The sequence below is a fragment of the Phyllobacterium sp. MT110 genome (genome assembly GCF_058792715.1).
The window spans coordinates 23,052-41,902 of sequence record NZ_JBXAFE010000008.1 but is presented as its reverse complement, the minus strand read 5'-3'; the positions used below and the strand labels follow the sequence as shown (position 1 = coordinate 41,902).

The following is an 18,851-nucleotide window of genomic DNA, read 5'->3' as shown; positions in this document are numbered from 1 at the left end:
CACCTTTCGCTGCATATGGGAGCCTCCGCTCCCTTTTGCATCAATCAGAATGCCTCCGCCGTCAGCGCCATCATCGTGTCCGCACCGGTCTGGATGCGGGCGAGATGCGCCGATGTTTCCGGCATGACGCGTTCCATGAAGAACTTCCCGGTGACGAGCTTGGTCTCGTAGAAATCCTTCTTCTCGGCACCTTCCGCCAGCTTCGCATGGGATGCCTTGGCAATCTGCGCCCACATGTAGCCAAGCGATACCAGACCGAAGAGATGCATGTAATCGGTCGATGCTGCCCCGGCATTGTCTGGGTTCGCCATACCATTCTGCATCAGCCACATCGAGGCGGCCTGCAGGTCATTGAGGCCTTTCTTCAGATGCTTGGTGAAGAAGGCGAGGTTTTCATCGCCGCGGTTCTCCTCGCAGAAATCACCGACCTCCTTGAAGAACGCCATGACGGCGCGGCCGCCATTGGCGCCGAGCTTGCGGCCGACGAGATCGAGCGCCTGAACGCCATTGGCACCTTCATAGATCATGGCAATGCGCGCATCGCGCACATACTGGCTCATGCCGTGTTCTTCGATGTAGCCGTGACCGCCATAGACCTGCTGCGCCATGACCGCATGTTCAAAGCCCTTGTCCGTCAGGACGCCCTTCAGAACCGGGGTCATCAGGCCGAGAATATCATCGGCAATCTGCTTGTCACCCTCGTCGTCGGAACGGTGCGCGACATCGGACTTGAGCGCGGACCACAGGATGAAGGCGCGGCCCGCTTCATTGAACGACTTGATCGTCATCAGAATGCGGCGGATATCCGGATGCACGATCAGCGGATCGGCTTTCTTGTCCGGCGCCTTCGGCCCGGTCAACGAACGGCCCTGGAGACGCTCGCGCGCATAGTCCACCGCGTTCTGGTAGGCGATTTCCCCGATGGACAGGCCCTGCAGGGCAACGCCGAGACGCGCCTCGTTCATCATCGTGAACATGGCGCGCAGACCCTTGTTCTCGCCGCCAATCAGATAGCCCGTGGCTTCGTCATAGTTCATCACGCAGGTCGAATTGGCGTGGATGCCCATCTTCTCTTCAATCGAGCCGCAGGACACGCCATTGCGGGTACCGGCATTGCCGCTGTCGTCGAGATTGAACTTCGGCACGATGAACAGGGAAATACCTTTCACGCCTTCCGGCGCACCCTCGATACGGGCAAGCACCAGATGGATGATGTTTTCCGACATGTCATGCTCACCGGCGGAGATGAAAATCTTCTGGCCGGAAATCTTGTAGGAGCCATCGCCATTGGGCACGGCCTTGGTGCGCAGCAGGCCGAGATCGGTGCCGCAATGCGGTTCGGTGAGGTTCATGGTGCCAGTCCAGGTGCCATCGACCATTTTCGGCAGATAGGTCTGCTTCTGATCGTCGGTGCCATGCGTCAGGATCGCGGCAATCGCGCCCTGCGTCAGGCCAGGATACATCACCAGCGCCATATTGGCCGAGGACATGTATTCGCCCACCGCAACATGCAGCGCATAGGGAAGACCCTGACCGCCGAATTCCGCCGGTATGGCCAGGCTCATCCAGCCGCCTTCGCGGTACTGGTCAAAGGCAGCCTTGAAGCCTTTGGGTGTGGTGACCGTGCCGTCCGCATGACGCACGCAGCCTTCGTGATCTCCAGACTGGTTGATCGGAAACAGCGTATTTTCGGCCAGCTTGGCGCCTTCGCTCAGGATTGCCGCAACGATATCGGGCGATGCATCGGCGAAACCTGGCAGGTTGTTGTAGCGTTCATAGCCCAGGACATCATTGAGAATGAAAAGCGTGTCTTCAACGGGCGCGCGATAACTCGGCATCAGTTTCCTCCAAAACATAAACGAGCAAAACGGCCCGGAGACTTCGGTGCCGTCGGATTTTCCATCTCTTTAACAAATTTTGACGTTTCCGTAAACGTCAAAATTTTGTGAAATTTTGCTCCTGTGGATCAATCTTTCTGAATGGGATGCCCTGTTCAACGAGACGATGGCGATGAGAGATGGATTCTAGCGATTTCGGCTGGTGCCGCGTCTATGAATTACAATGCCAGCGTATCACATTTTTAACGCTTCTGGCCCATCTCTTAACCAGTTGTTTACCACGTTTCGCCAATGTCACGGTGTCGGTAAACCGTGTCTATGAGTGATTTGTTTTTCACGGCTTGTCGGACCGCATGGGGCAAACGGTCCCGGCTTTCCGGATTGGCAATGTGCAGAACGCATTCTTGAAGTTCGGAAGACCGAGACCAGACAAAGCCAGAATGGCAGGCGAACATCGCCAGCGCTTCCGGCCCTGCCCCGCGGAACAGAATTAACCCGCCGGATCACTGGCGTAAACACGGCAAAGCAGGCGTCCATGACGAACCAAAGGTCACTACTGGAACAGGTCAATGTGAACCGGTCACGCCGCGAGACCACATCGCTCGACAGTATCAACCGTACGCTCGAAGCGCTGGAAAGCCAGCTGCGCGAGACGATGGAGCCGGATTATCCGGATTTCGACCAGGACCAGACGGATATTGCCGACCGCTTCGCCGCACTGGCTTCCCGCGCGGGCGCGGCATCAGCGCCGAGACACAAGCCATCCGACGACCTGCCGTCCTTTGCCAGCAAGCCCCATAACGGCAAGCACGATCTTTCGGCCATTGCTGCCCGCATCAAGCAGTTGCGCGAAGAAATGCGCGACGATGCCCGTGCACCGGCCCGGCATCATGCCGAACCGCACACGGAAACCTTGCAGCGCCTGCACCAGTCAACTGCAAGCCGCAATCTGGACGACAGGTCCGGGCGCGCGGACAATGGTCATCTGTCGATGCTGCGCGGCGATCTTGATGAATTGAAACGCACCGTTACGACACTCGCCCGCGAAGAATCGGTCAAAAGCCTGAACAATCGCTGGGATGCGATGGACGAACGCTTCGACGCCTTCCGTCAGGATCATCCGCTGGGCGGCCGGCTCGACCAGATCCGCCAGGCGGTGGATGTATTGCCGCAATCAATTCCGCTGAAGAAGGTCGAAGACAAGCTCAAGACACTGGCAAGCGCCGTGGAGCAGATGTCGCGCACGGGAACATCAGGCGTGAATGGCGACTTCATGCGCCAGATGGACGAGCGGCTCGATGAAATCAGCCGCGCCATCGTGGCAACAGCCCGCCCTGCCCAGGCAAATCACATCGACACCGACGCGTTCGAGCGCCTTGAAGCACGCATCGCAACCCTGAGCAGCAAGGTCGAAGCGGTTGCCTACGACCGCACCTCGGACACGATCCTGCAGCGCATGGGCGAACTGGCCGAGCGCGTTGATCATCTGGCAGCGATGCGCGCAACACCGGCCATCAATCTTGACGCGCTGTCCGAACAGCTGTCGTCCGTCACCCGTCATCTGGAGAATACACCGGCCTCCATCAGCATTTCCGATTTCCGCGATCTGGAAGACCGGGTCCTGCACATCATCCATCGTCTGGAAACAGCGCCCCAGCAGGCACCGGCCGCCGATCCGGCATTCATGCACCAGATCGACCAGCGCTTCGAAGAGCTGACCCGCCGCCTCGATGACCATCACATGATGGCCGAGCACAGCGACATCCGCCTGACCGACAATCTCGAAGCCCGCTTTGACGATATGGCACGCTATATCGCCCAGAACGTGCCGCAGGCCGATGGTTCGAACGATGCCATCCGCAATCTCGAGTTGCAGATTGCCGGTCTTGCCGAGCATCTCTCGCATTCCAACGATCGCTATTCGGAATTTTCGGCCATTCCGCCGCGCCTCGACGCCATCGAGGAATCGATGGCCATGAACCGCGACTTCGTCGTGGAAGCCGCGCGCCAGGCGGCATCGGAAGCCATCCGCAATTCGGCCAATTTCGGCAATGCCCATGACGGTGTCATCGCCCGCGAGCTCGCCGACGATCTGAAAACACTGGAAAGCCTTGCCCGCAAGTCGGAAGACCGCAATTCCAAGACTTTCGAGGCCATTCATGACACGCTTTTGAAGATCGTTGACCGCCTTGGCTCCCTGGAGAATGGCGCTGTCGCCGGATCGCATGTCACGGCGGCCGCCAAAACCAAGACCGTGGTTGATGCCTATGAGGCACCATACCGCGACGCCGAGGCCGCTTTTGAAGCCCCGGTCTTTTCCAAGCTGGATGATGTTCCGGCGCAAGTGACAATGGCCGCAGACGACGCTGACCAGCTGGAACAGACGACTCCGGCGCGCAAATCCCTGCTGGGCAGCCTGACCCGCGGCATGAAATCCCGCAGCAAACAGGAACAGGCGCATCGGGAACCAACCATCGAGACAATCGGCAGCGATGAAAAGATCGACGACAAGGCCGATCTTGACGCCGAAATTCTCAACCGGCCGCTTGAACCCGGCTCGGGCATGCCGGATCTCAACTCCATCCTCAAGCGCGTGCGTGACGAACGCCGCGAGATGAACCTTGGCGGCGATACGGGCATTGGCAAGGCGGATTTCATTGCCGCAGCCCGCCGCGCCGCGCAGGCAGCGGCAGCGGAAGTCGAAAGCCAGACACGCGGTTCCAGCCGCAGGGACAGCGCGGAGGGCAAGAAGGGCAGCCTGCTGGCCCGCCAGCGCAAGCCCATTCTCCTTGCCATCGGCGCCATCATGATTGCGATCGCGGGCCTGCAACTCAAAAACGCCTTCTTCAGCGGCCCCGCAGCAGTGAACGGCGATACCGGTTCCGTCGCTGCGCCGATGGTACCGACAGTCGAACCCAAGGCGCAGCTTGCCGCATCGGCAGCTCCTGCAGCACCGGCACCGTCCGCTCCTGCCCCCGCACCGCAAACTGCCGCCGGAAGCACCCCGAACGAGGAACAGACCGCTGCACCGGCACCAACGCAGGAAACCGTGGGCAGCCTGATTGCCGCCCAGTCTTCCGGTACGGATGTCCCGGCATCGGCGAAGGTCGATACGAGCGTGAGCCAGATTCCTGCCATCCCGGTCGAAGCAGGCCCGGAACCGCTGCGCGAAGCGGCGGCCAGCGGCAATACCAAGGCTCTGTTTGAAATCGGCGACCGCTACATGGAAGGCCGGGGCGTCCAGAGCGATTACACCAAGGCCGCCGAATGGTACACGCTTGCCGCCGACAAGGGCTTTGCGCCGGCTCAATACCGCCTGGGGAATTTTGCCGAAAAGGGTCTCGGCGTTCCGCGCGACCTTGCCAAGGCAAAGACCTATTACCAACTGGCCGCCGAACAGGGCAATGCCAGCGCGATGCACAATCTGGCCGTGCTGTTCGCAGCCGGAGCGAATGGCGCGCCGGACAATGAATCCGCGGTCATGTGGTTTACCAAGGCAGCCGAACTCGGCGTGAAGGACAGCCAGTTCAACCTCGCCATCCTGTCGGCCAAGGGCATGGGGATGCGGCAGGATCTGGAAGAAAGCTACAAATGGTTTGCGCTTGCCGCCAATGCCGGTGACAAGGACGCAGGCCAGAAGCGCGACGAAGTGGCAAAGGCCATGACCTCCGATCAGCTGACCCGGGCCCGCGAAGCCACCGCGCTGTGGAAGCCAAAACAGATGAACCCGGAAAGCAATGCCTTGAGCGTGCCGGAGGAATGGCGCGAGAGCCCGGCCACCACCGGTTCGATCAACATGGAAAAAGCCGTCCGCAATATTCAGCTAATCCTCAACAAGAATGGCTATGACGCCGGCGGCTCGGACGGCAAGATGGGCACGAAAACCCGCGATGCCATCATGGCGTTCCAGAAGAGCAACGGCTTGAAGCCAACGGGCAATATCGACAAGGACCTGGTCAAGCGGCTGCTCGAAAAGAACACCTGAACCGGCCAAGGCGACTGTTGCGACACACGGGTTCGTGTTTGGGGCAACACGTTGACGCCCCAGCAGTCATTGTTTGACTTGGCGCGCGGCTGAGGGCAAGAAACTTTAACGCATTCTGTGTCAGCCTGCGCGCAGAATGCATTAAAGAATTTCTGTCATTATGGTGTGCGAACAATCGCCATAACGCCGTGATGGGTTCGGGGTCTGAATTGGGAATCTACCTGCCAATAGCCGAGATTTCGGTCAATATCTTCGTGCTGTTCGGCATGGGGGCAGCGGTTGGATTCCTGTCGGGCATGTTCGGCGTCGGCGGCGGATTTCTCATCACGCCGCTGCTGATCTTCTACAACATCCCGCCCGCCGTTGCCGTTGCCACCGGCGCAAACCAGGTTATTGCCTCGTCCTTCACCGGTGCGCTGTCGCATTTCAAGCGCGGCACGCTCGACGTCAAGCTGGGAACGCTGCTTGTCATCGGCGGCGTGGTGGGCGCAGGCGTCGGCATTTACGTCTTTGTCCTGCTGCGCGAACTCGGCCAGCTCGACCTGATCGTGTCGCTGCTCTACGTGATCTTCCTGAGCACGATCGGCGGGCTGATGCTGCTGGAAAGCGTCAGGTCCATGCGCCGGACAAGGGCCGGCCAGCTTGCCAGTCTCAAGAAACCGGGACAGCACAATTGGGTGCACCGGTTGCCCTTCAAGATGCGGTTTCGCGCCTCGAAGATCTATGTGAGCATCATCCCGATCCTGGCGCTGGGCGCGGCCATCGGCTTCCTCTCGTCGATCATGGGCGTCGGCGGCGGCTTCATCATGGTCCCCGCCATGATCTACCTTCTCAAAGTGCCGACCAATGTGGTTATCGGCACTTCGCTCTACCAGATCGTTTTCGTGACGGCTTTCACCACCGTCATGCAGGCAACGACCAACCAGTCGGTCGATATCGTGCTGGCCTTTCTGCTGATGAGCGGCGGCGTCATCGGCGCGCAGTACGGCACCCGCATCGGGCAAAAACTGCGCGGCGAACAATTGCGTGCATTGCTGGCCACGCTGGTTCTGGCCGTGGGCCTGCGCCTTGCCATCGAACTTTTTGTCACCCCCGACGATCTCTATTCGATCGCCATCGCGCTTGCCGCGCCGGGGGCGTCATGAGAATTCTGGCAACTGCCCTTCTCCTCATCCTGGCGTCGCTGTCCGCGGCCATGGCACAGCAGTTGCCGGGGAACAAGGAAACGATCGAGATTGGCCTGTCGACCGATACCATTGCCATCACCTCGGGCTTTCGCGGCACGGACCTAACCGTCTTCGGCGCGCTCGACAATGCCGATCCGCTGATCCAGCGGCAGGGCCGTTATGATATCGTCGTGATCCTGCAGGGACCCGAACGCGATTTCGTCGTGCGCCGCAAGGACCGGTTTTTCGGTGTCTGGATCAATGCGGAATCGGTGTCGTTCCAGCATATTCCGGCATCCTATTCCCTGGCCTCGACGCGGAACCTTCAGGACATCGCCGTTCCCAAGACATTTGCCCAATTGTCACTCGGCGTGAACAATATCTTTTACGAGCCCATGCCCGACGGTTTCGGCTCCAGCGCATCGCTGCGGGAATTCACCAAGGAGCTGCCAAGGCTGAAGCTCAAGCAGAACCTGTACAGCCAGCGTCCCGGTGACGTGCAGTTCCTGTCATCGACCCTGTTCCGCGCAACACTGTCCCTGCCTGCCAATGTGCCGGTCGGCAAGCATCAGGCGCGGGCCTTTCTGTTCCGCAATGGCGAATTCCTGCGTGAAAGCTCGACCAGCCTCAATATCGTGAAAGCGGGGCTGGAATACCGCATCTATAAGGCCGCGCACGAGAACAGCCTGCTCTATGGTCTGTTTGCCGTGTTCCTGGCCGTGATTACCGGCTGGATGGGCCGCCTGATGTTCCGGAAAGACTGATCAGGCGCGCCCGGCAACGACGATCAGGCCCTGCAGGGGCTCACCGCGGTCAAAGCGGATCGCCTCGCGCCCGATCGTTGCCGGAGCAAGGCCATGTTCGGCCAGAAGGCGGCGGACATAGTCTTCCGAATGGGTGTAGCGCAGCGAGGATTGCAGGATCAGTTCGCCATCGTCGGCATGGGTTTCCACCGAGAAGGCAAACAGCCCGTTGGGGCCGAGCGCATGGACAAGACGGGCGAAGGCTCTGTCGAGATCGCCGACATAGACAAACACATCCGCCGCGATAATGAGATCGGCCGAACCTTCGGGATAATCGAGTTCGTTGACATCGCCTTTGAAGAGGCGGTCATAGACGTGCTTTTCCTCGGCCTTCTGCAGCATGGCTTCGGAGAGGTCCATGCCTGCCATATGTTCCACATCCGCCCGGAAATAGTCGCCCATCAGCCCGGTGCCGCAGCCAACATCGAGCATGGACTGATAGTGTCTTGCCGGCGCCGCCGCCTTGATGGCCTTGGCCAGCAGTTCCGGCACGCGATAGTGCAGCTTGTCCAGAAGCGCCGCCTCGAAGGTCGGGGCATAGGCATCGAACAGCGTCTCGACATAGGCCGTCGGCGGATTGTCCGGCACCACCGCATAGCCGGAGGCCGCCAGTTTCAGCGTCGCACCAAAGCGGTCGTCGGGATCAAGTTCCAGCAGGCGCCGCCAGGTTTCGGCTGCGGCGTCCTCGTCACCCGCGGCTTCCTCCATTTCGCCCAGGCGATAGAGTCCGGCGGTCCATTCCGGCGTGATGTCCAGCGCCTGCCGCATCAGATCGGCGGCGGCTACGTGATCACCGGACTCGAACAGCATGTCGGCATAGGAAGCGCGGCGGTCCGCAATCAGATCACCCGAGGACAGGAACGCCCGCGCCATGCTGGTTCAGTTCGCAACCAGCACGCGGATGGAAAAGATATCGATCGCTTTCCCCGTGCGGGCAATGTCCGAGTTGATCTTGATGATACCGCCCGCACCCGGCTTCTTGCCTTCCGGGAATTGCAGTTCGAACAGATACTCGTTGCTCGCATCGGTCACGTCGTAACGCTTGCGTCCGCAATCGCCGAGGGCACCGAAATCACAGCTGACCGCCATCTGCGTCGCGGAACCGTCCTCGGCCTTGGCAATGATATCGAAGATGGCATGCTTGCCCGCCAGTTGCTGCAGAACGCCCTGCCCGACCTGGAAGCTGATATCGTCGTTCTCGCCCGGCGACTTGATGCGCACGAATTTCTGCAGATTGTCGCCGGCAACGCTGGCGGTCGCCCGGCCCGCCATCGAAACGCGGGTCATGTCGGACGGGTCGAAAATCGAGATCCAGTTGCCATCCGCGGCAAGCTGTCCGCCCTTCATCGGCTCGTGGCTGCCAACGGCAGGACCAGCACTCGATGAAGGCGGTGTGCTGCCCGATGGCTTCGAATTGATCAGGCCCGATGCAACAAGCCAGAGAAGGCCGATGGCTACCAGCAGGATCGCCACCATGATGACGAATTTCTTCAGGCCACGCGCCTTCTGGCGTTCGCGGGTCTTCTTGACACGCGGCTGGTTGTAGGCGGGCCGGTAATTGTCGGCGCGGCTGTTGTCCGTCGGGCCGAGGTCGGAATCCAGCGATCCGCCCATGGAGGGTTCGACGCGGCCGGATGTTGTCTGCCTGGATTGCGCAGGGCCCACCGACATGGAAGGCTCGCGCCGTTCCGCGACGGGTTCCGGCGCAACACGCGAAGAGTCGCGCGATTCACCCTCTATGCGTGTGATCGTGGCCTTCAGATGCTCCCGGCGCTCTTCACGCTCGGCCTCATCCAGCGCGCCATTCGCGATCAGCGAACGCTCATGCGCGGTCCAGGCTGATTCGTAAATTTTCTGACGAACGGCAGGGTTGCTCACATCCGCTTTGGCGAAAGCATTTCGGATGGCTTGTTCAATCGCTTCCAACTCGACGATTTCCCCTTCAAAGCAGCTCGTATGACCCGGCTAGGCATAGACGATTTGACTGCTTATTCAAGACTACCGCGGCGCAATGATGGCGGTTTTCGCCCGAATTGGCGCTCTATACAAAGCGAATATCCCCGGCATCGAACGCGAGCGGACGGCCGGGGGATCGATATTCAGATGAAACGGCTGAGAAACGCCCGCGTGCGGGGATGCTGCGGGTTGCCGAGAACGTCTTCGGGTTTGCCCTGTTCGACGATGTAGCCGCCATCCATGAAGACCACCCGGTCAGCGGCTTCCCGGGCAAAACCGATTTCATGCGTGACCACAATCATGGTCAGCCCCTGGTCAGCCAGATCGCGCATGGTCGCCAGCACTTCACCGACCAGTTCCGGATCGAGCGCCGAGGTCGGCTCGTCGAACAGCATCAGTTTGGGCCGGATCGCGAGGGCGCGTGCGATGGCGATGCGCTGCTGCTGGCCCCCGGACAATTGCCGGGGGTAGGCATCGGCCTTGTGGGTCAGCCCGACGCGGGCCAGCAGTTCCATGGCAAGTTCCGTGGCTTCCCTGCGGCTTTGCTTGTGCACGCCGATGGGCGCTTCGATGATGTTCTGCAGGGCGGTCATGTGCGGGTAGAGGTTGAACTGCTGGAACACCATGCCGATCTGGCGCCGCTGCACGGCGATGGCCCGCGCCGGCAGCTTGTTGAGCCGGCCATTGCGCAGGGAATAGCCGATCTGTTCCCCCGCCACGACAATCGAACCGCGATCGATCGCCTCCAGATGGTTGATGCAGCGCAGGAACGTGGATTTGCCCGAGCCCGAAGGACCAAGCACAACCACGACTTCGCCAGGGGCAACATCGAGGTCGATGCCCTTCAACACTTCCACTTCGCCGAACGACTTGTGGACATTGCGGGCCCGCACCAGCGCTTCGCCCGGTTCGGTGCCATTCATGGAAAACTGCGCGGTCATTTGCTTGCCTCCTGCGCCAGGGCTGGCACTGCGGCGCTCAACGCGGCAGCGGCAACCTTGTCCTGCTTCCTGGCCGTTGAAGAACCCCGCTCGCCGCGACCGTAGTAGCGCTCGATGAAGCCCTGTCCGACGTTGAGGATCGAGGTGATGAACAGATACCAGATGACGGCGACCATCAGCATCGGGATGACCTCGAAGGTCCGGTTATAGACCGCCTGCACCGAATAGAGCAGATCGGCCATGGCGATGACGCTGACGAGTGACGTCGCCTTGATCATGCTGATCAACTGATTGCCGGTCGGCGGTACGATGGACCGCATGGCCTGGGGAATGATGATGCGCCTGAGCGCGCGGGTGCGCGTCATGCCGAAAGCTTCGGTGGTTTCGATCTGCCCCTTGTCGACGGACAGAAGACCGCCGCGAATGATTTCGGCCATATAGGCAGCCTCGTTCAGCGCAAGGCCGGCAATGGCCGCCGTCATCGGCGTGATCAGATCATTGGTATTCCAGCTCGCCAGCGTCGGGCCGAAGGGAATGGCAATGGAAATTTCCGGAAAAAGCGTCGAGAGGTTGTACCAGAAGATCAGCTGAACCAGCAGCGGCGTCCCGCGGAAAAACCAGATGTAAAGACCCGCCAAGGAACTTGCCAGCCGGTCGTTCGACAGGCGGGCAATGGCAAGAACCAGCCCGATGACCACGCCGATGGCCATGGCAACAACGGTTAGGCCAAGCGTGACATAGAGGCCGCGCAGCACGGTGGCTTCGGTGAACCATTGAAACACGATCGGCCAGCCGAAATTCTGGTTGTTGGCGACGATCCAGAGGAAGTTCGCGGCAATGAGAAGCGTGATACCCCACAGGAGCCAGCGATCCGTGCGAAAGGGCTTATGCGCATTCGCCACATCGCGAAGCGCAGCCTCCGCATCGCCCTTTGCGGGCGATGCCAATGTTTGCGTGTTTCCGGTCATTTTGCGGCTTTGCCCGCGAGATTGATCCCGGGCTCCTTCAACATGTTCTTCTCAAGGCCCCACTTCTTCAGAATGGCGGCGTAGGTGCCATTGTCCATGAGGGTCTTGATGCTTTCCAGAAGGACGCCGCCAAGCGGCGAACCTTTGGCGACCACGGCGCCCTGGAAAATATCGTCGAATCCGTTTTTCAGGCCGGTGCCCGTCAGTTCAAGCTGGCCATTGGCCTGCTCGACGAAATAGATCAGCGGCGCCTGCGAGGAGAAGAATGCGTCGGACCGCTTTGAGCGAACCGCCAGGATGGAAGTGGGCTGGTCGGTGAAGGACTGGACCTCGATGGCCGCCTTGCCATCTTTGGTGCATTTCTCCGCCTGCTCCTTGATGACTTTTTCCGCCGAACCGCCAGCCATGACGGCAATGCGGCTGCCGCAAGTGTTGTCGAGTGAGGTGATGCCCTTGGGATTGCCCTTCTGCACGGCAAACACCACGAACTCCTGCACATAATCGACAAAATCATTGGCACCCTGGCGCGAGGGATAATCGCCCACGGGGCCCATGGCGAACTGATAGCGGCCGGAATTGATGCCGCTCAAGAGCGCCGGAAGGCCGCTGACCGTTGCGTGCTTGATCTCGACACCCCACAACTCGCCGACAGCCTTGGTCAGATCGGCGCTGGCGCCCTGCATTTCAGTGTTGCCGGTGACGATTTCATAGGGCGGGAAGGAGCCGTTGTTGACCGAGGTGATGCTTCCGGCCTTGCGGATTTCCTCGGGCAGCTTGGCCCGTAGTGCCTCGTTGACCGTCTGCTTGGCGATGGCCACCTCCGCGGCCATTGCGGGTGCAGCGACGAGCGTTGCCGCAAACAGCGCGGCAAAGGTCAGGTGTTTGAATTTCATTATTATTCCCCTTTTTATATCTTTTGAAAACCTATTGCGTTCAGGCAGTCGTATCGGCCAGTTCGGGCCGGGCAAAACGGCGGTTGGCGAGAACCGGCAGGACCGCACGCGCATGACTGATGCGCTTGGGATCGATGTCGGCGAAGATCAGCGCTGGGCCTTCCCCTGCCCGCACGACGGCCACTCCGAGCGGGTCCACCACCATGCTGGCACCGATATTGCGCTCGCCGCACTCGCCCACGGCAACGATGTAGCAGGTGTTTTCCAGCGCCCGCGCCGTCACCAGCACCTCCCAATGCGCCTCCTTGCCGGGGCCCTTGACCCATGCGGCGGGAAGGATGAGCACATCCGCGCCATCCACCGCATGGCGGCGCGCCAGTTCCGGAAAGCGCAGGTCGTAACAGGTCATGAGGCCAAGCTTGAGCCCTGCAATTTCGATAAGACCGGGAATCTCGCCGCCCGGCTGTACATTGGTGGATTCCTTGGCGGCAAAAGCGTCATAAAGATGAAGCTTCAGATATTGCGCGACGATTTCGCCGCCGCGGATGGTCACCAGATTGTTGAAGACGCGCTGACCGCCGGTCGGAACGTGCACGCACATCATCACGGTCATGTCGCTGTTGCGGCTTTCGGCCAGTAATTGCGTCATGAACGGGCCATCCAGCGGCTGCGCTGTCTTCAGCACGATATCCGGATCGGTGATGTCACGGGCAAGGATGCCTTCCGGCAGAACCAGGAGATCGGCACCGCCCGCATGCGCATCGCGCATCAGCTTCGTGCAGATGTCGGCATTTTCCTGCCAAACCTTGCTGACGACAAATTGACCCAGCGCCACCCTCATGCCGGCACTCCCGTGCGGCTGGTGGAGCCGGAAGTCTGGCCGCTGTGATGCGGGAAAAGGTCAGCGGGCGAGAGCAGCATCGGTGTCAATCCTTGCAGGTGCAGTTGTTCGGCAAAATCGGCGATCATCCGTTCGTTGACGGCAAACCCGCTGTCGTTCCAGTGGGCCGGCAAATCCCGGGCGACGTGGCCAAGCTCATCAATGATCCATGGCGTGGTATCGGCATATTTGCGCCGCTTCTCCAGCCAGACCCGCTGGGATTCATCCAGCAGGTTGCTGAGCTCATCCGGCAGCCAGGGATGCTCGGCGACAAAGGATGTTTTCAGGCCCAGAAGATGCATGCCGGGAACGTAGCCAACCTCGTGGAAATAGGCGAGTTCCTCTGCCCGGAAATCCGTCAGCACATGGCGGAATTTGGAAGCTGGGCTAAAAAAGCCTTCCGGCATGAATGGGGTGAACACGGCGTCAAGCTCGCCGGTTTCCAGCAGCTGCATCATCGGCCGCTCGCCCGGCACCGCTTCGATGCGGCCGGGGCGGCCAAAACCGTCGAGCCTGTCGGTGATGGGATGGGCCTCGGTCAGGCGGCCGGCATACCAGAATGCGTCCTCGATACCGACGCCGGCATGGGAAAGCGCCGCACGGGTCCAGGTATTGCCGGAATCGCGCCAGCCGGTCACGCCGATCTTCTTGCCCGCCAGATGTTCCAGCCGGGTCACCGGGCTGTTCCTGGCCGTGATGATGCAGCGATGGCGAAAGCCGCGCATGACAAAGTTGGGAACGCCAAGGACATCGGTTTCGCCATTGGCGCGCGCTGACGCATAACGGCTGAAGGACATTTCAGCGGCATCGTGATGCGGATCGGCGGCGACATTGCCGATCAGCGTGCCGACGCGATCAACTTTGACATCAAGCCTCTCGGAGGTGACGTCACCCAACGCCAGCGGCGTATAATAATCCCAATCGCGAACAGCCAATCGAACAGTGATACGCAAGACATTTCCTCGTTGCAATTTCGGTTTTCGTGCGGGAAGCTAAATGTTCATTATTGACTGATCAAATACTATTACGTTACTGAACATTTAAAAGAGGGACAGATATGAGCGAATTGGCCTCAGTTCAGTGGTTTGCAGAGAAGTTACGTGACCGGACGATGCGCGGCATCGCCATCGAGACCAGCGCACTGATCCGCGCCGGCGCCATTCCCGTCGGCACCAAACTGCCCGCCATCCGCGATCTTGCCTACACCCTCGGCATCAGTCCGGCGACAGTTTCCGAGGCCTGGAGCGAGTTGCGGCGGCAGAAGATCATCACCGGGCGCGGGCGCAACGGCACATGGGTCAGCGGCGACCGCATTGCGCCGAAACCCCTGCGGCTGGCGAGTTCAGGCGATTACGGCGATGGCGTGCTCAACCTTGCCATCGCATCGCCTGACGTGGATGTGCTTCCGCCTCTTGAAGAAGCCTTGAAACATGGCGCGACAGCGGAAGCGCTGAACAGTTACCAGCGCGTCCCGATACTGCCCGAGTTGCAGGCGGCGGTGGAGCCGAACTGGCCCTGCAGGCCGGAGGCGTTTCTTGCGACCAATGGCGGCTATAACGCCGTCTACGCCCTTCTGCATGCGCTCGTCATGCCGGGATCGTTCGTGGCGATCGAGGAGCCGACAGCCCTCAGGCTTCTCGACATCCTCGAGGATCTCGGCGCGCACATCCTGCCGGTGGCGTGCGATGACAACGGCCCGCTGCCCGATGCTTTGATGGAGGCCCTCAAACGCAAGCCGGCTGCTTTCCTTTTTCAGCCACGCACCCACGCGGTGACCGGACGGGGTGTCAGCCGGGAACGGCTTGCCGCGCTGGGCGATGCCCTTGCCGACAGCGACGCGCTCATCATCGAGGATGACGGTGTCGGCGATATCTCGTCCCTGCCACCGATCAGCCTCGGGGACCGGTTTCCGGACCGGGTCATTCATATCGTTTCCTATTCGAAATCCCTCGGCCCCGATCTGCGGCTGGCAGTCCTGTCGAGTTCGACGCGCATCGTCGAACAGATCCAGTCCTACCGCAGCTTCAGTGCAGGCTGGACCAGCCGGGTGCTGCAATCAGCCGTGGCTTTCCTGATCAAGGACGCGGCAACACAGCTGAGCTTACAGAGGGCAAGAGGTATCTATCGGGAGAGGCGCGAGGGGTTGATGCAGGCACTGCGCGAGCGCGGCGTTCATCTTTCCGGCGGCGAAGGGTTCAGCCTCTGGGTTCCCGTGGCTTCGGAACAATTTGCCCTCGTGACCCTCGCGGCACGCGGAATCGCGGTGGGCATCGGCCGCAAGTATGTCGTGAACCCGTCGCCGCATATCCGCGTGGCCACCAGCATCTTGCGGGACAGGGAAGACGAGGTGGCCGATGCGATCGCCCTTGCGGTGAGGCACCCGGATCATCTTTACTGAGATCAACGCATCGCCCACGCTCACACGCCTTTGATCAGGCGCAGGCAACCGCGCCAACCTTTCGCTTGATCACGGCACGCGGTCTGATAAAAAGAGTTACGTTTACGGAAACGTCAAAATTTATTCCATGGGAGGAAACACATGGCATTGCCCGAAATCCTGACGAAAAAGCTGCGCATTCCCGTTGTCGGCGCGCCGCTGTTCATCATTTCGCATCCGGCCCTCGTGCTGGCGCAATGCAAGGCCGGCGTTGTCGGCTCCTTCCCTGCCCTGAACGCACGGCCCGAGGCCCAGCTCGACGAATGGCTGGCCGAAATCACCGAAGGCCTGCGCGACCACGACGCCAAAAACCCAGACCGCCCGGCAGCACCGTTTGCGGTCAACCAGATCGTGCACCGCTCCAACAAGCGGCTCGAACATGACCTTTCCATGTGCGTGAAATACAAGGTGCCGATCGTTATCTCCTCTCTCGGCGCCGTACCGGAAGTCAACGCTGCCATCCACTCCTATGGCGGGATCGTGCTGCACGACATCATCAACAACCGCCATGCCAACTCAGCCATCCGCAAGGGTGCGGACGGGCTGATCGCGGTTGCCGCCGGTGCAGGCGGGCACGCCGGACCATTGTCGCCCTTCGCGCTCATCCAGGAAATCCGCGAATGGTTTGACGGGCCGCTGCTTCTGTCCGGCGCCATCGCCACGGGCAAGGCCGTCCTGGCAGCACAGGCCATGGGTGCGGACCTTGCCTATATCGGCTCGCCTTTCATTGCGACCAAGGAAGCGCGGGCAGTCGACGCCTACAAGCAGATGATCGTTGATTCCGTCTCGTCCGACATTGTCTATTCCAACTATTTCACCGGCATTCACGGCAACTATCTCAAGCCGTCCATCACCAAGTCTGGCATGGATCCCGATCACCTGCCGGAAGCCGACCCCTCAAAGATGGATTTCGAAGCGGCAACCACCGGCGCCAAGGCCTGGAAAGACATCTGGGGTTGCGGCCAGGGTATCGGCGCGATCAAGGAAGTAACCGGCGCCGCAGAATATGTTGCGCGGCTGGAACGCGAATACCACGAGGCGAAGGCAAAACTCTGCGCCGCCTAACGCGGTGGAGCCTTGTCCAAAGTGATCTGCATGAATGTCAGGTCAAGCCATTTGCCGAATTTGGTTCCAACTTCCGGCAGATGGCCCACCGCCTGAAAGCCCAGTTTTTCGTGCAGGCGGATGGACACCGCGTTGCCGGACTCGATACCGGCAACCATGGCGTGCTTGCCAAGCTCGCGGGCTTTGCCGATCAGCGCCAGCATCAATGCCTTGCCGATCCCGCCGCCGCGCGCCGCCTTGTGCACATAGACGGAATGCTCGACCGTGTGACGATAGCCATCGAAAGCACGCCAGTCGCCGAAGGAGGCATAGCCGGTGACACCACCGTCATCATCGACGCTGACCAGCACCGGAAATCCCTTTGACTGCCGCTCGCTGAGCCACGCCTTGCGGTTGGCCAGATCGACCTGCGTTTCGTTCCAGATCGCCGTGGTGTTCAGCACCGCATCGTTGTAAATCTCGAGAATGGCTGGAAGATCCGCCTCACTGGCCGCACGCACGATCACAACTTGCATCCTTTTCAATCGTCTACTATAGTTTCACTATGTCTCATAAAATAGACGATGTCGATGCAAAAATCGGTGCCCGCATCCGGATCGAGCGGGAGGCACACGGCTGGTCGCTGACAGAACTCGCGGAAAAATCCGGCGTATCACGCGCCATGATCAACAAGGTGGAGCGCGGCCAAAGCAGCCCGACGGCCATGCTGATGGCGCGATTCTCAGGCGCTTTCGGCCTGAGCATGTCGACGCTGATGGCACGGGCGGAAATGCAGGAAGGACGGCTGCTGCGCCACAAGGACCAGCCGCTGTGGACCGATCCCGAAACCGGCTATATCCGCCGCCATGTCTCGCCTGCCTCCGACCTGCCCATGGATGTGGTGCATGTCGACCTGCCGGCAAAGGCGCGGGTGGCACTCCCCGCGTCCGCCTACACCTTCCAGCGGCAATTGATCTGGATTTTAGGCGGCGTGCTGAGCTTTACCGAGGGTGAAACGTTTCACCGGCTCGAAAAGGGCGATTGTCTCGAACTCGGCGCCCCCCATGACTGCGTCTTCGCCAATGAGAGCGCTGAGCCCTGCCGCTATGCGGTGATCGTACTGCGACAGGCCTAGCCCGCAATCTCCGCCACGGCGCGCTTGGCCATGACCTTCACCAGATTGGCGCGGTAATCGGCCGAGGCATGCATATCGGACATCAGGCCATCGGCGGAAACCACAACGCCGTCCAGCGCCGCAGCACTGAAACTCTTTGCCAGAGCCGCCTCCAGCGCCTGCGCCCGGAACACGCCATTCTCGCCAGCCCCGGTCACCGCAACCCGCACCTCGCTGCCAGCCTTGGCAACGAACACGCCGGCCATGGCATAGAGCGAGGCGGGATTCGGGAACTTTTTGTAGGCCGCCCTGTCGGGCGCGGTGAATTCGACGGCCGTGACAATCTCGTCCGGCTCCAGCGCCGTTTCGAACAGACCTGCAAAGAAATCCGCGGCGGCAAGCGAGCGCGCGCTGGTGATGACGGTTGCATTGAGGGCGAGCAGCGCCGCGGGATAGTCGGCCGCCGGATCGTTGTTGGCGACCGAGCCGCCAATGGTGCCCATGTTGCGCACCTGCGGATCGCCGATATGTGCCGCGAGATGCGTGATCGCCGGGCAGAGCCTTGCCAGCTCGGCATGGGTCGCGACGTCATAATGCGTGGTCGCCGCGCCGATACGCACGGTTTTGCCCGTGATGGTGATGCCTTTCAAACCGGGAATATGGCGCAGGTCGATCAGATGGCTCGGTGACGCCAGCCGCTGCTTCATGGTCGGGATGAGGGTCATGCCGCCGGACAGGAATTTGCCGTCCTCTGCTGCGCCCATCTGCCTTGCGGCGTCCTCGACCGAAGTGGCCCGATGATACTGGGTTTCATACATGGCACATC

At 60.6% G+C, this 18,851-nt stretch carries 16 protein-coding genes; 6 read left to right on the top strand and 10 right to left on the bottom strand.

The features are described 5' to 3' along the window. Window positions 1-44: 44 nt before the first annotated feature. Complete coding sequence (locus tag AC1Q5O_RS24915; protein WP_492566720.1) at window positions 45-1,838, bottom strand: acyl-CoA dehydrogenase C-terminal domain-containing protein; 1,794 nt, start codon at window positions 1,836-1,838, stop codon at window positions 45-47. Window positions 1,839-2,373: 535 nt separating this feature from the next. Here AC1Q5O_RS24915 and AC1Q5O_RS24910 point away from each other — a divergent pair. The 3 genes from AC1Q5O_RS24910 (at window position 2,374) to AC1Q5O_RS24900 (ending at window position 7,753) form a co-directional block, all read left to right on the top strand. Further along, window positions 2,374-5,823 (top strand): peptidoglycan-binding protein, encoded by a 3,450-nt coding sequence (locus tag AC1Q5O_RS24910; protein WP_492566718.1) that lies wholly within the window; start codon window positions 2,374-2,376, stop codon window positions 5,821-5,823. 191 nt (window positions 5,824-6,014) lie between these two features. After that, a complete protein-coding gene (locus AC1Q5O_RS24905; protein ID WP_223611906.1) occupies window positions 6,015-6,968 on the top strand; it encodes a sulfite exporter TauE/SafE family protein in 954 nt (317 codons plus the stop codon). Then, window positions 6,965-7,753 carry a TIGR02186 family protein gene (locus tag AC1Q5O_RS24900; RefSeq protein WP_226904557.1) on the top strand — a complete coding sequence of 263 codons (789 nt, stop codon included), beginning with the start codon at window positions 6,965-6,967 and terminating at the stop codon, window positions 7,751-7,753. Before AC1Q5O_RS24905 ends, AC1Q5O_RS24900 begins: the two co-directional genes overlap by 4 nt. Here AC1Q5O_RS24900 and AC1Q5O_RS24895 read toward each other — a convergent pair whose 3' ends face one another. The 7 genes from AC1Q5O_RS24895 to AC1Q5O_RS24865 form a co-directional block, all read right to left on the bottom strand. Then, the gene (locus AC1Q5O_RS24895; protein ID WP_492566716.1) at window positions 7,754-8,665 is read right to left on the bottom strand and encodes a class I SAM-dependent methyltransferase; all 912 of its coding nucleotides are present in this window, start codon (window positions 8,663-8,665) and stop codon (window positions 7,754-7,756) included. A gap of 6 nt (window positions 8,666-8,671) precedes the next feature. Further along, window positions 8,672-9,718 carry a hypothetical protein gene (locus tag AC1Q5O_RS24890; RefSeq protein ID WP_492566715.1) on the bottom strand — a complete coding sequence of 349 codons (1,047 nt, stop codon included), beginning with the start codon at window positions 9,716-9,718 and terminating at the stop codon, window positions 8,672-8,674. Window positions 9,719-9,891: 173 nt separating this feature from the next. Then, window positions 9,892-10,671, bottom strand: a complete 780-nt coding sequence (locus AC1Q5O_RS24885; RefSeq protein ID WP_346305632.1) for an amino acid ABC transporter ATP-binding protein — start codon at window positions 10,669-10,671, stop codon at window positions 9,892-9,894. Window positions 10,672-10,685: 14 nt separating this feature from the next. Beyond that, the gene (locus AC1Q5O_RS24880) at window positions 10,686-11,657 is read right to left on the bottom strand and encodes an amino acid ABC transporter permease (RefSeq protein ID WP_288191684.1); all 972 of its coding nucleotides are present in this window, start codon (window positions 11,655-11,657) and stop codon (window positions 10,686-10,688) included. Next, window positions 11,654-12,550, bottom strand: coding sequence for an ABC transporter substrate-binding protein (locus AC1Q5O_RS24875; RefSeq protein WP_464662668.1), 897 nt, complete (start codon window positions 12,548-12,550; stop codon window positions 11,654-11,656). The genes AC1Q5O_RS24880 and AC1Q5O_RS24875 overlap by 4 nt, the downstream gene beginning before the upstream one ends. 40 nt (window positions 12,551-12,590) lie before the next feature. Beyond that, the gene (locus AC1Q5O_RS24870) at window positions 12,591-13,391 is read right to left on the bottom strand and encodes a deaminated glutathione amidase (protein WP_492566712.1); all 801 of its coding nucleotides are present in this window, start codon (window positions 13,389-13,391) and stop codon (window positions 12,591-12,593) included. Continuing rightward, the gene (locus AC1Q5O_RS24865) at window positions 13,388-14,383 is read right to left on the bottom strand and encodes a substrate-binding domain-containing protein (protein ID WP_492566710.1); all 996 of its coding nucleotides are present in this window, start codon (window positions 14,381-14,383) and stop codon (window positions 13,388-13,390) included. Before AC1Q5O_RS24865 ends, AC1Q5O_RS24870 begins: the two co-directional genes overlap by 4 nt. Before the next feature lie 104 nt (window positions 14,384-14,487). Between AC1Q5O_RS24865 and AC1Q5O_RS24860 the strand changes: the two genes are divergently transcribed. Further along, window positions 14,488-15,828 carry an aminotransferase-like domain-containing protein gene (locus AC1Q5O_RS24860; RefSeq protein WP_464662664.1) on the top strand — a complete coding sequence of 447 codons (1,341 nt, stop codon included), beginning with the start codon at window positions 14,488-14,490 and terminating at the stop codon, window positions 15,826-15,828. 141 nt (window positions 15,829-15,969) lie between these two features. Beyond that, the gene (locus AC1Q5O_RS24855; protein ID WP_492566708.1) at window positions 15,970-16,932 is read left to right on the top strand and encodes an NAD(P)H-dependent flavin oxidoreductase; all 963 of its coding nucleotides are present in this window, start codon (window positions 15,970-15,972) and stop codon (window positions 16,930-16,932) included. On the opposite strand, the gene AC1Q5O_RS24850 is transcribed toward AC1Q5O_RS24855, so the two are convergent. Continuing rightward, window positions 16,929-17,447, bottom strand: a complete 519-nt coding sequence (locus AC1Q5O_RS24850; RefSeq protein ID WP_492566706.1) for a GNAT family N-acetyltransferase — start codon at window positions 17,445-17,447, stop codon at window positions 16,929-16,931. The two genes, AC1Q5O_RS24855 and AC1Q5O_RS24850, sit on opposite strands and share 4 nt — an antisense overlap. 29 nt (window positions 17,448-17,476) lie before the next feature. Between AC1Q5O_RS24850 and AC1Q5O_RS24845 the strand changes: the two genes are divergently transcribed. Continuing rightward, the gene (locus tag AC1Q5O_RS24845) at window positions 17,477-18,046 is read left to right on the top strand and encodes a helix-turn-helix domain-containing protein (RefSeq protein WP_492566704.1); all 570 of its coding nucleotides are present in this window, start codon (window positions 17,477-17,479) and stop codon (window positions 18,044-18,046) included. Here the strand turns inward: AC1Q5O_RS24845 and AC1Q5O_RS24840 are convergent. Further along, window positions 18,043-18,843 carry an FAD binding domain-containing protein gene (locus AC1Q5O_RS24840; protein WP_492566702.1) on the bottom strand — a complete coding sequence of 267 codons (801 nt, stop codon included), beginning with the start codon at window positions 18,841-18,843 and terminating at the stop codon, window positions 18,043-18,045. The genes AC1Q5O_RS24845 and AC1Q5O_RS24840 overlap by 4 nt on opposite strands. Between the last annotated feature and the right edge of the window lie 8 nt (window positions 18,844-18,851).

Coding starts and splice junctions, on each gene's coding strand:
- AC1Q5O_RS24915 (WP_492566720.1), bottom strand. CDS start 1,838: ATGCCGAGTTATCGCGCGCCCGTTGAAGACACGCTTTTCATTCTCAAT.
- AC1Q5O_RS24910 (WP_492566718.1), top strand. CDS start 2,374: ATGACGAACCAAAGGTCACTACTGGAACAGGTCAATGTGAACCGGTCA.
- AC1Q5O_RS24905 (WP_223611906.1), top strand. CDS start 6,015: ATGGGTTCGGGGTCTGAATTGGGAATCTACCTGCCAATAGCCGAGATT.
- AC1Q5O_RS24900 (WP_226904557.1), top strand. CDS start 6,965: ATGAGAATTCTGGCAACTGCCCTTCTCCTCATCCTGGCGTCGCTGTCC.
- AC1Q5O_RS24895 (WP_492566716.1), bottom strand. CDS start 8,665: ATGGCGCGGGCGTTCCTGTCCTCGGGTGATCTGATTGCGGACCGCCGC.
- AC1Q5O_RS24885 (WP_346305632.1), bottom strand. CDS start 10,671: ATGAATGGCACCGAACCGGGCGAAGCGCTGGTGCGGGCCCGCAATGTC.
- AC1Q5O_RS24880 (WP_288191684.1), bottom strand. CDS start 11,657: ATGACCGGAAACACGCAAACATTGGCATCGCCCGCAAAGGGCGATGCG.
- AC1Q5O_RS24875 (WP_464662668.1), bottom strand. CDS start 12,550: ATGAAATTCAAACACCTGACCTTTGCCGCGCTGTTTGCGGCAACGCTC.
- AC1Q5O_RS24870 (WP_492566712.1), bottom strand. CDS start 13,391: ATGAGGGTGGCGCTGGGTCAATTTGTCGTCAGCAAGGTTTGGCAGGAA.
- AC1Q5O_RS24860 (WP_464662664.1), top strand. CDS start 14,488: ATGAGCGAATTGGCCTCAGTTCAGTGGTTTGCAGAGAAGTTACGTGAC.
- AC1Q5O_RS24855 (WP_492566708.1), top strand. CDS start 15,970: ATGGCATTGCCCGAAATCCTGACGAAAAAGCTGCGCATTCCCGTTGTC.
- AC1Q5O_RS24850 (WP_492566706.1), bottom strand. CDS start 17,447: ATGCAAGTTGTGATCGTGCGTGCGGCCAGTGAGGCGGATCTTCCAGCC.
- AC1Q5O_RS24845 (WP_492566704.1), top strand. CDS start 17,477: ATGTCTCATAAAATAGACGATGTCGATGCAAAAATCGGTGCCCGCATC.
- AC1Q5O_RS24840 (WP_492566702.1), bottom strand. CDS start 18,843: ATGTATGAAACCCAGTATCATCGGGCCACTTCGGTCGAGGACGCCGCA.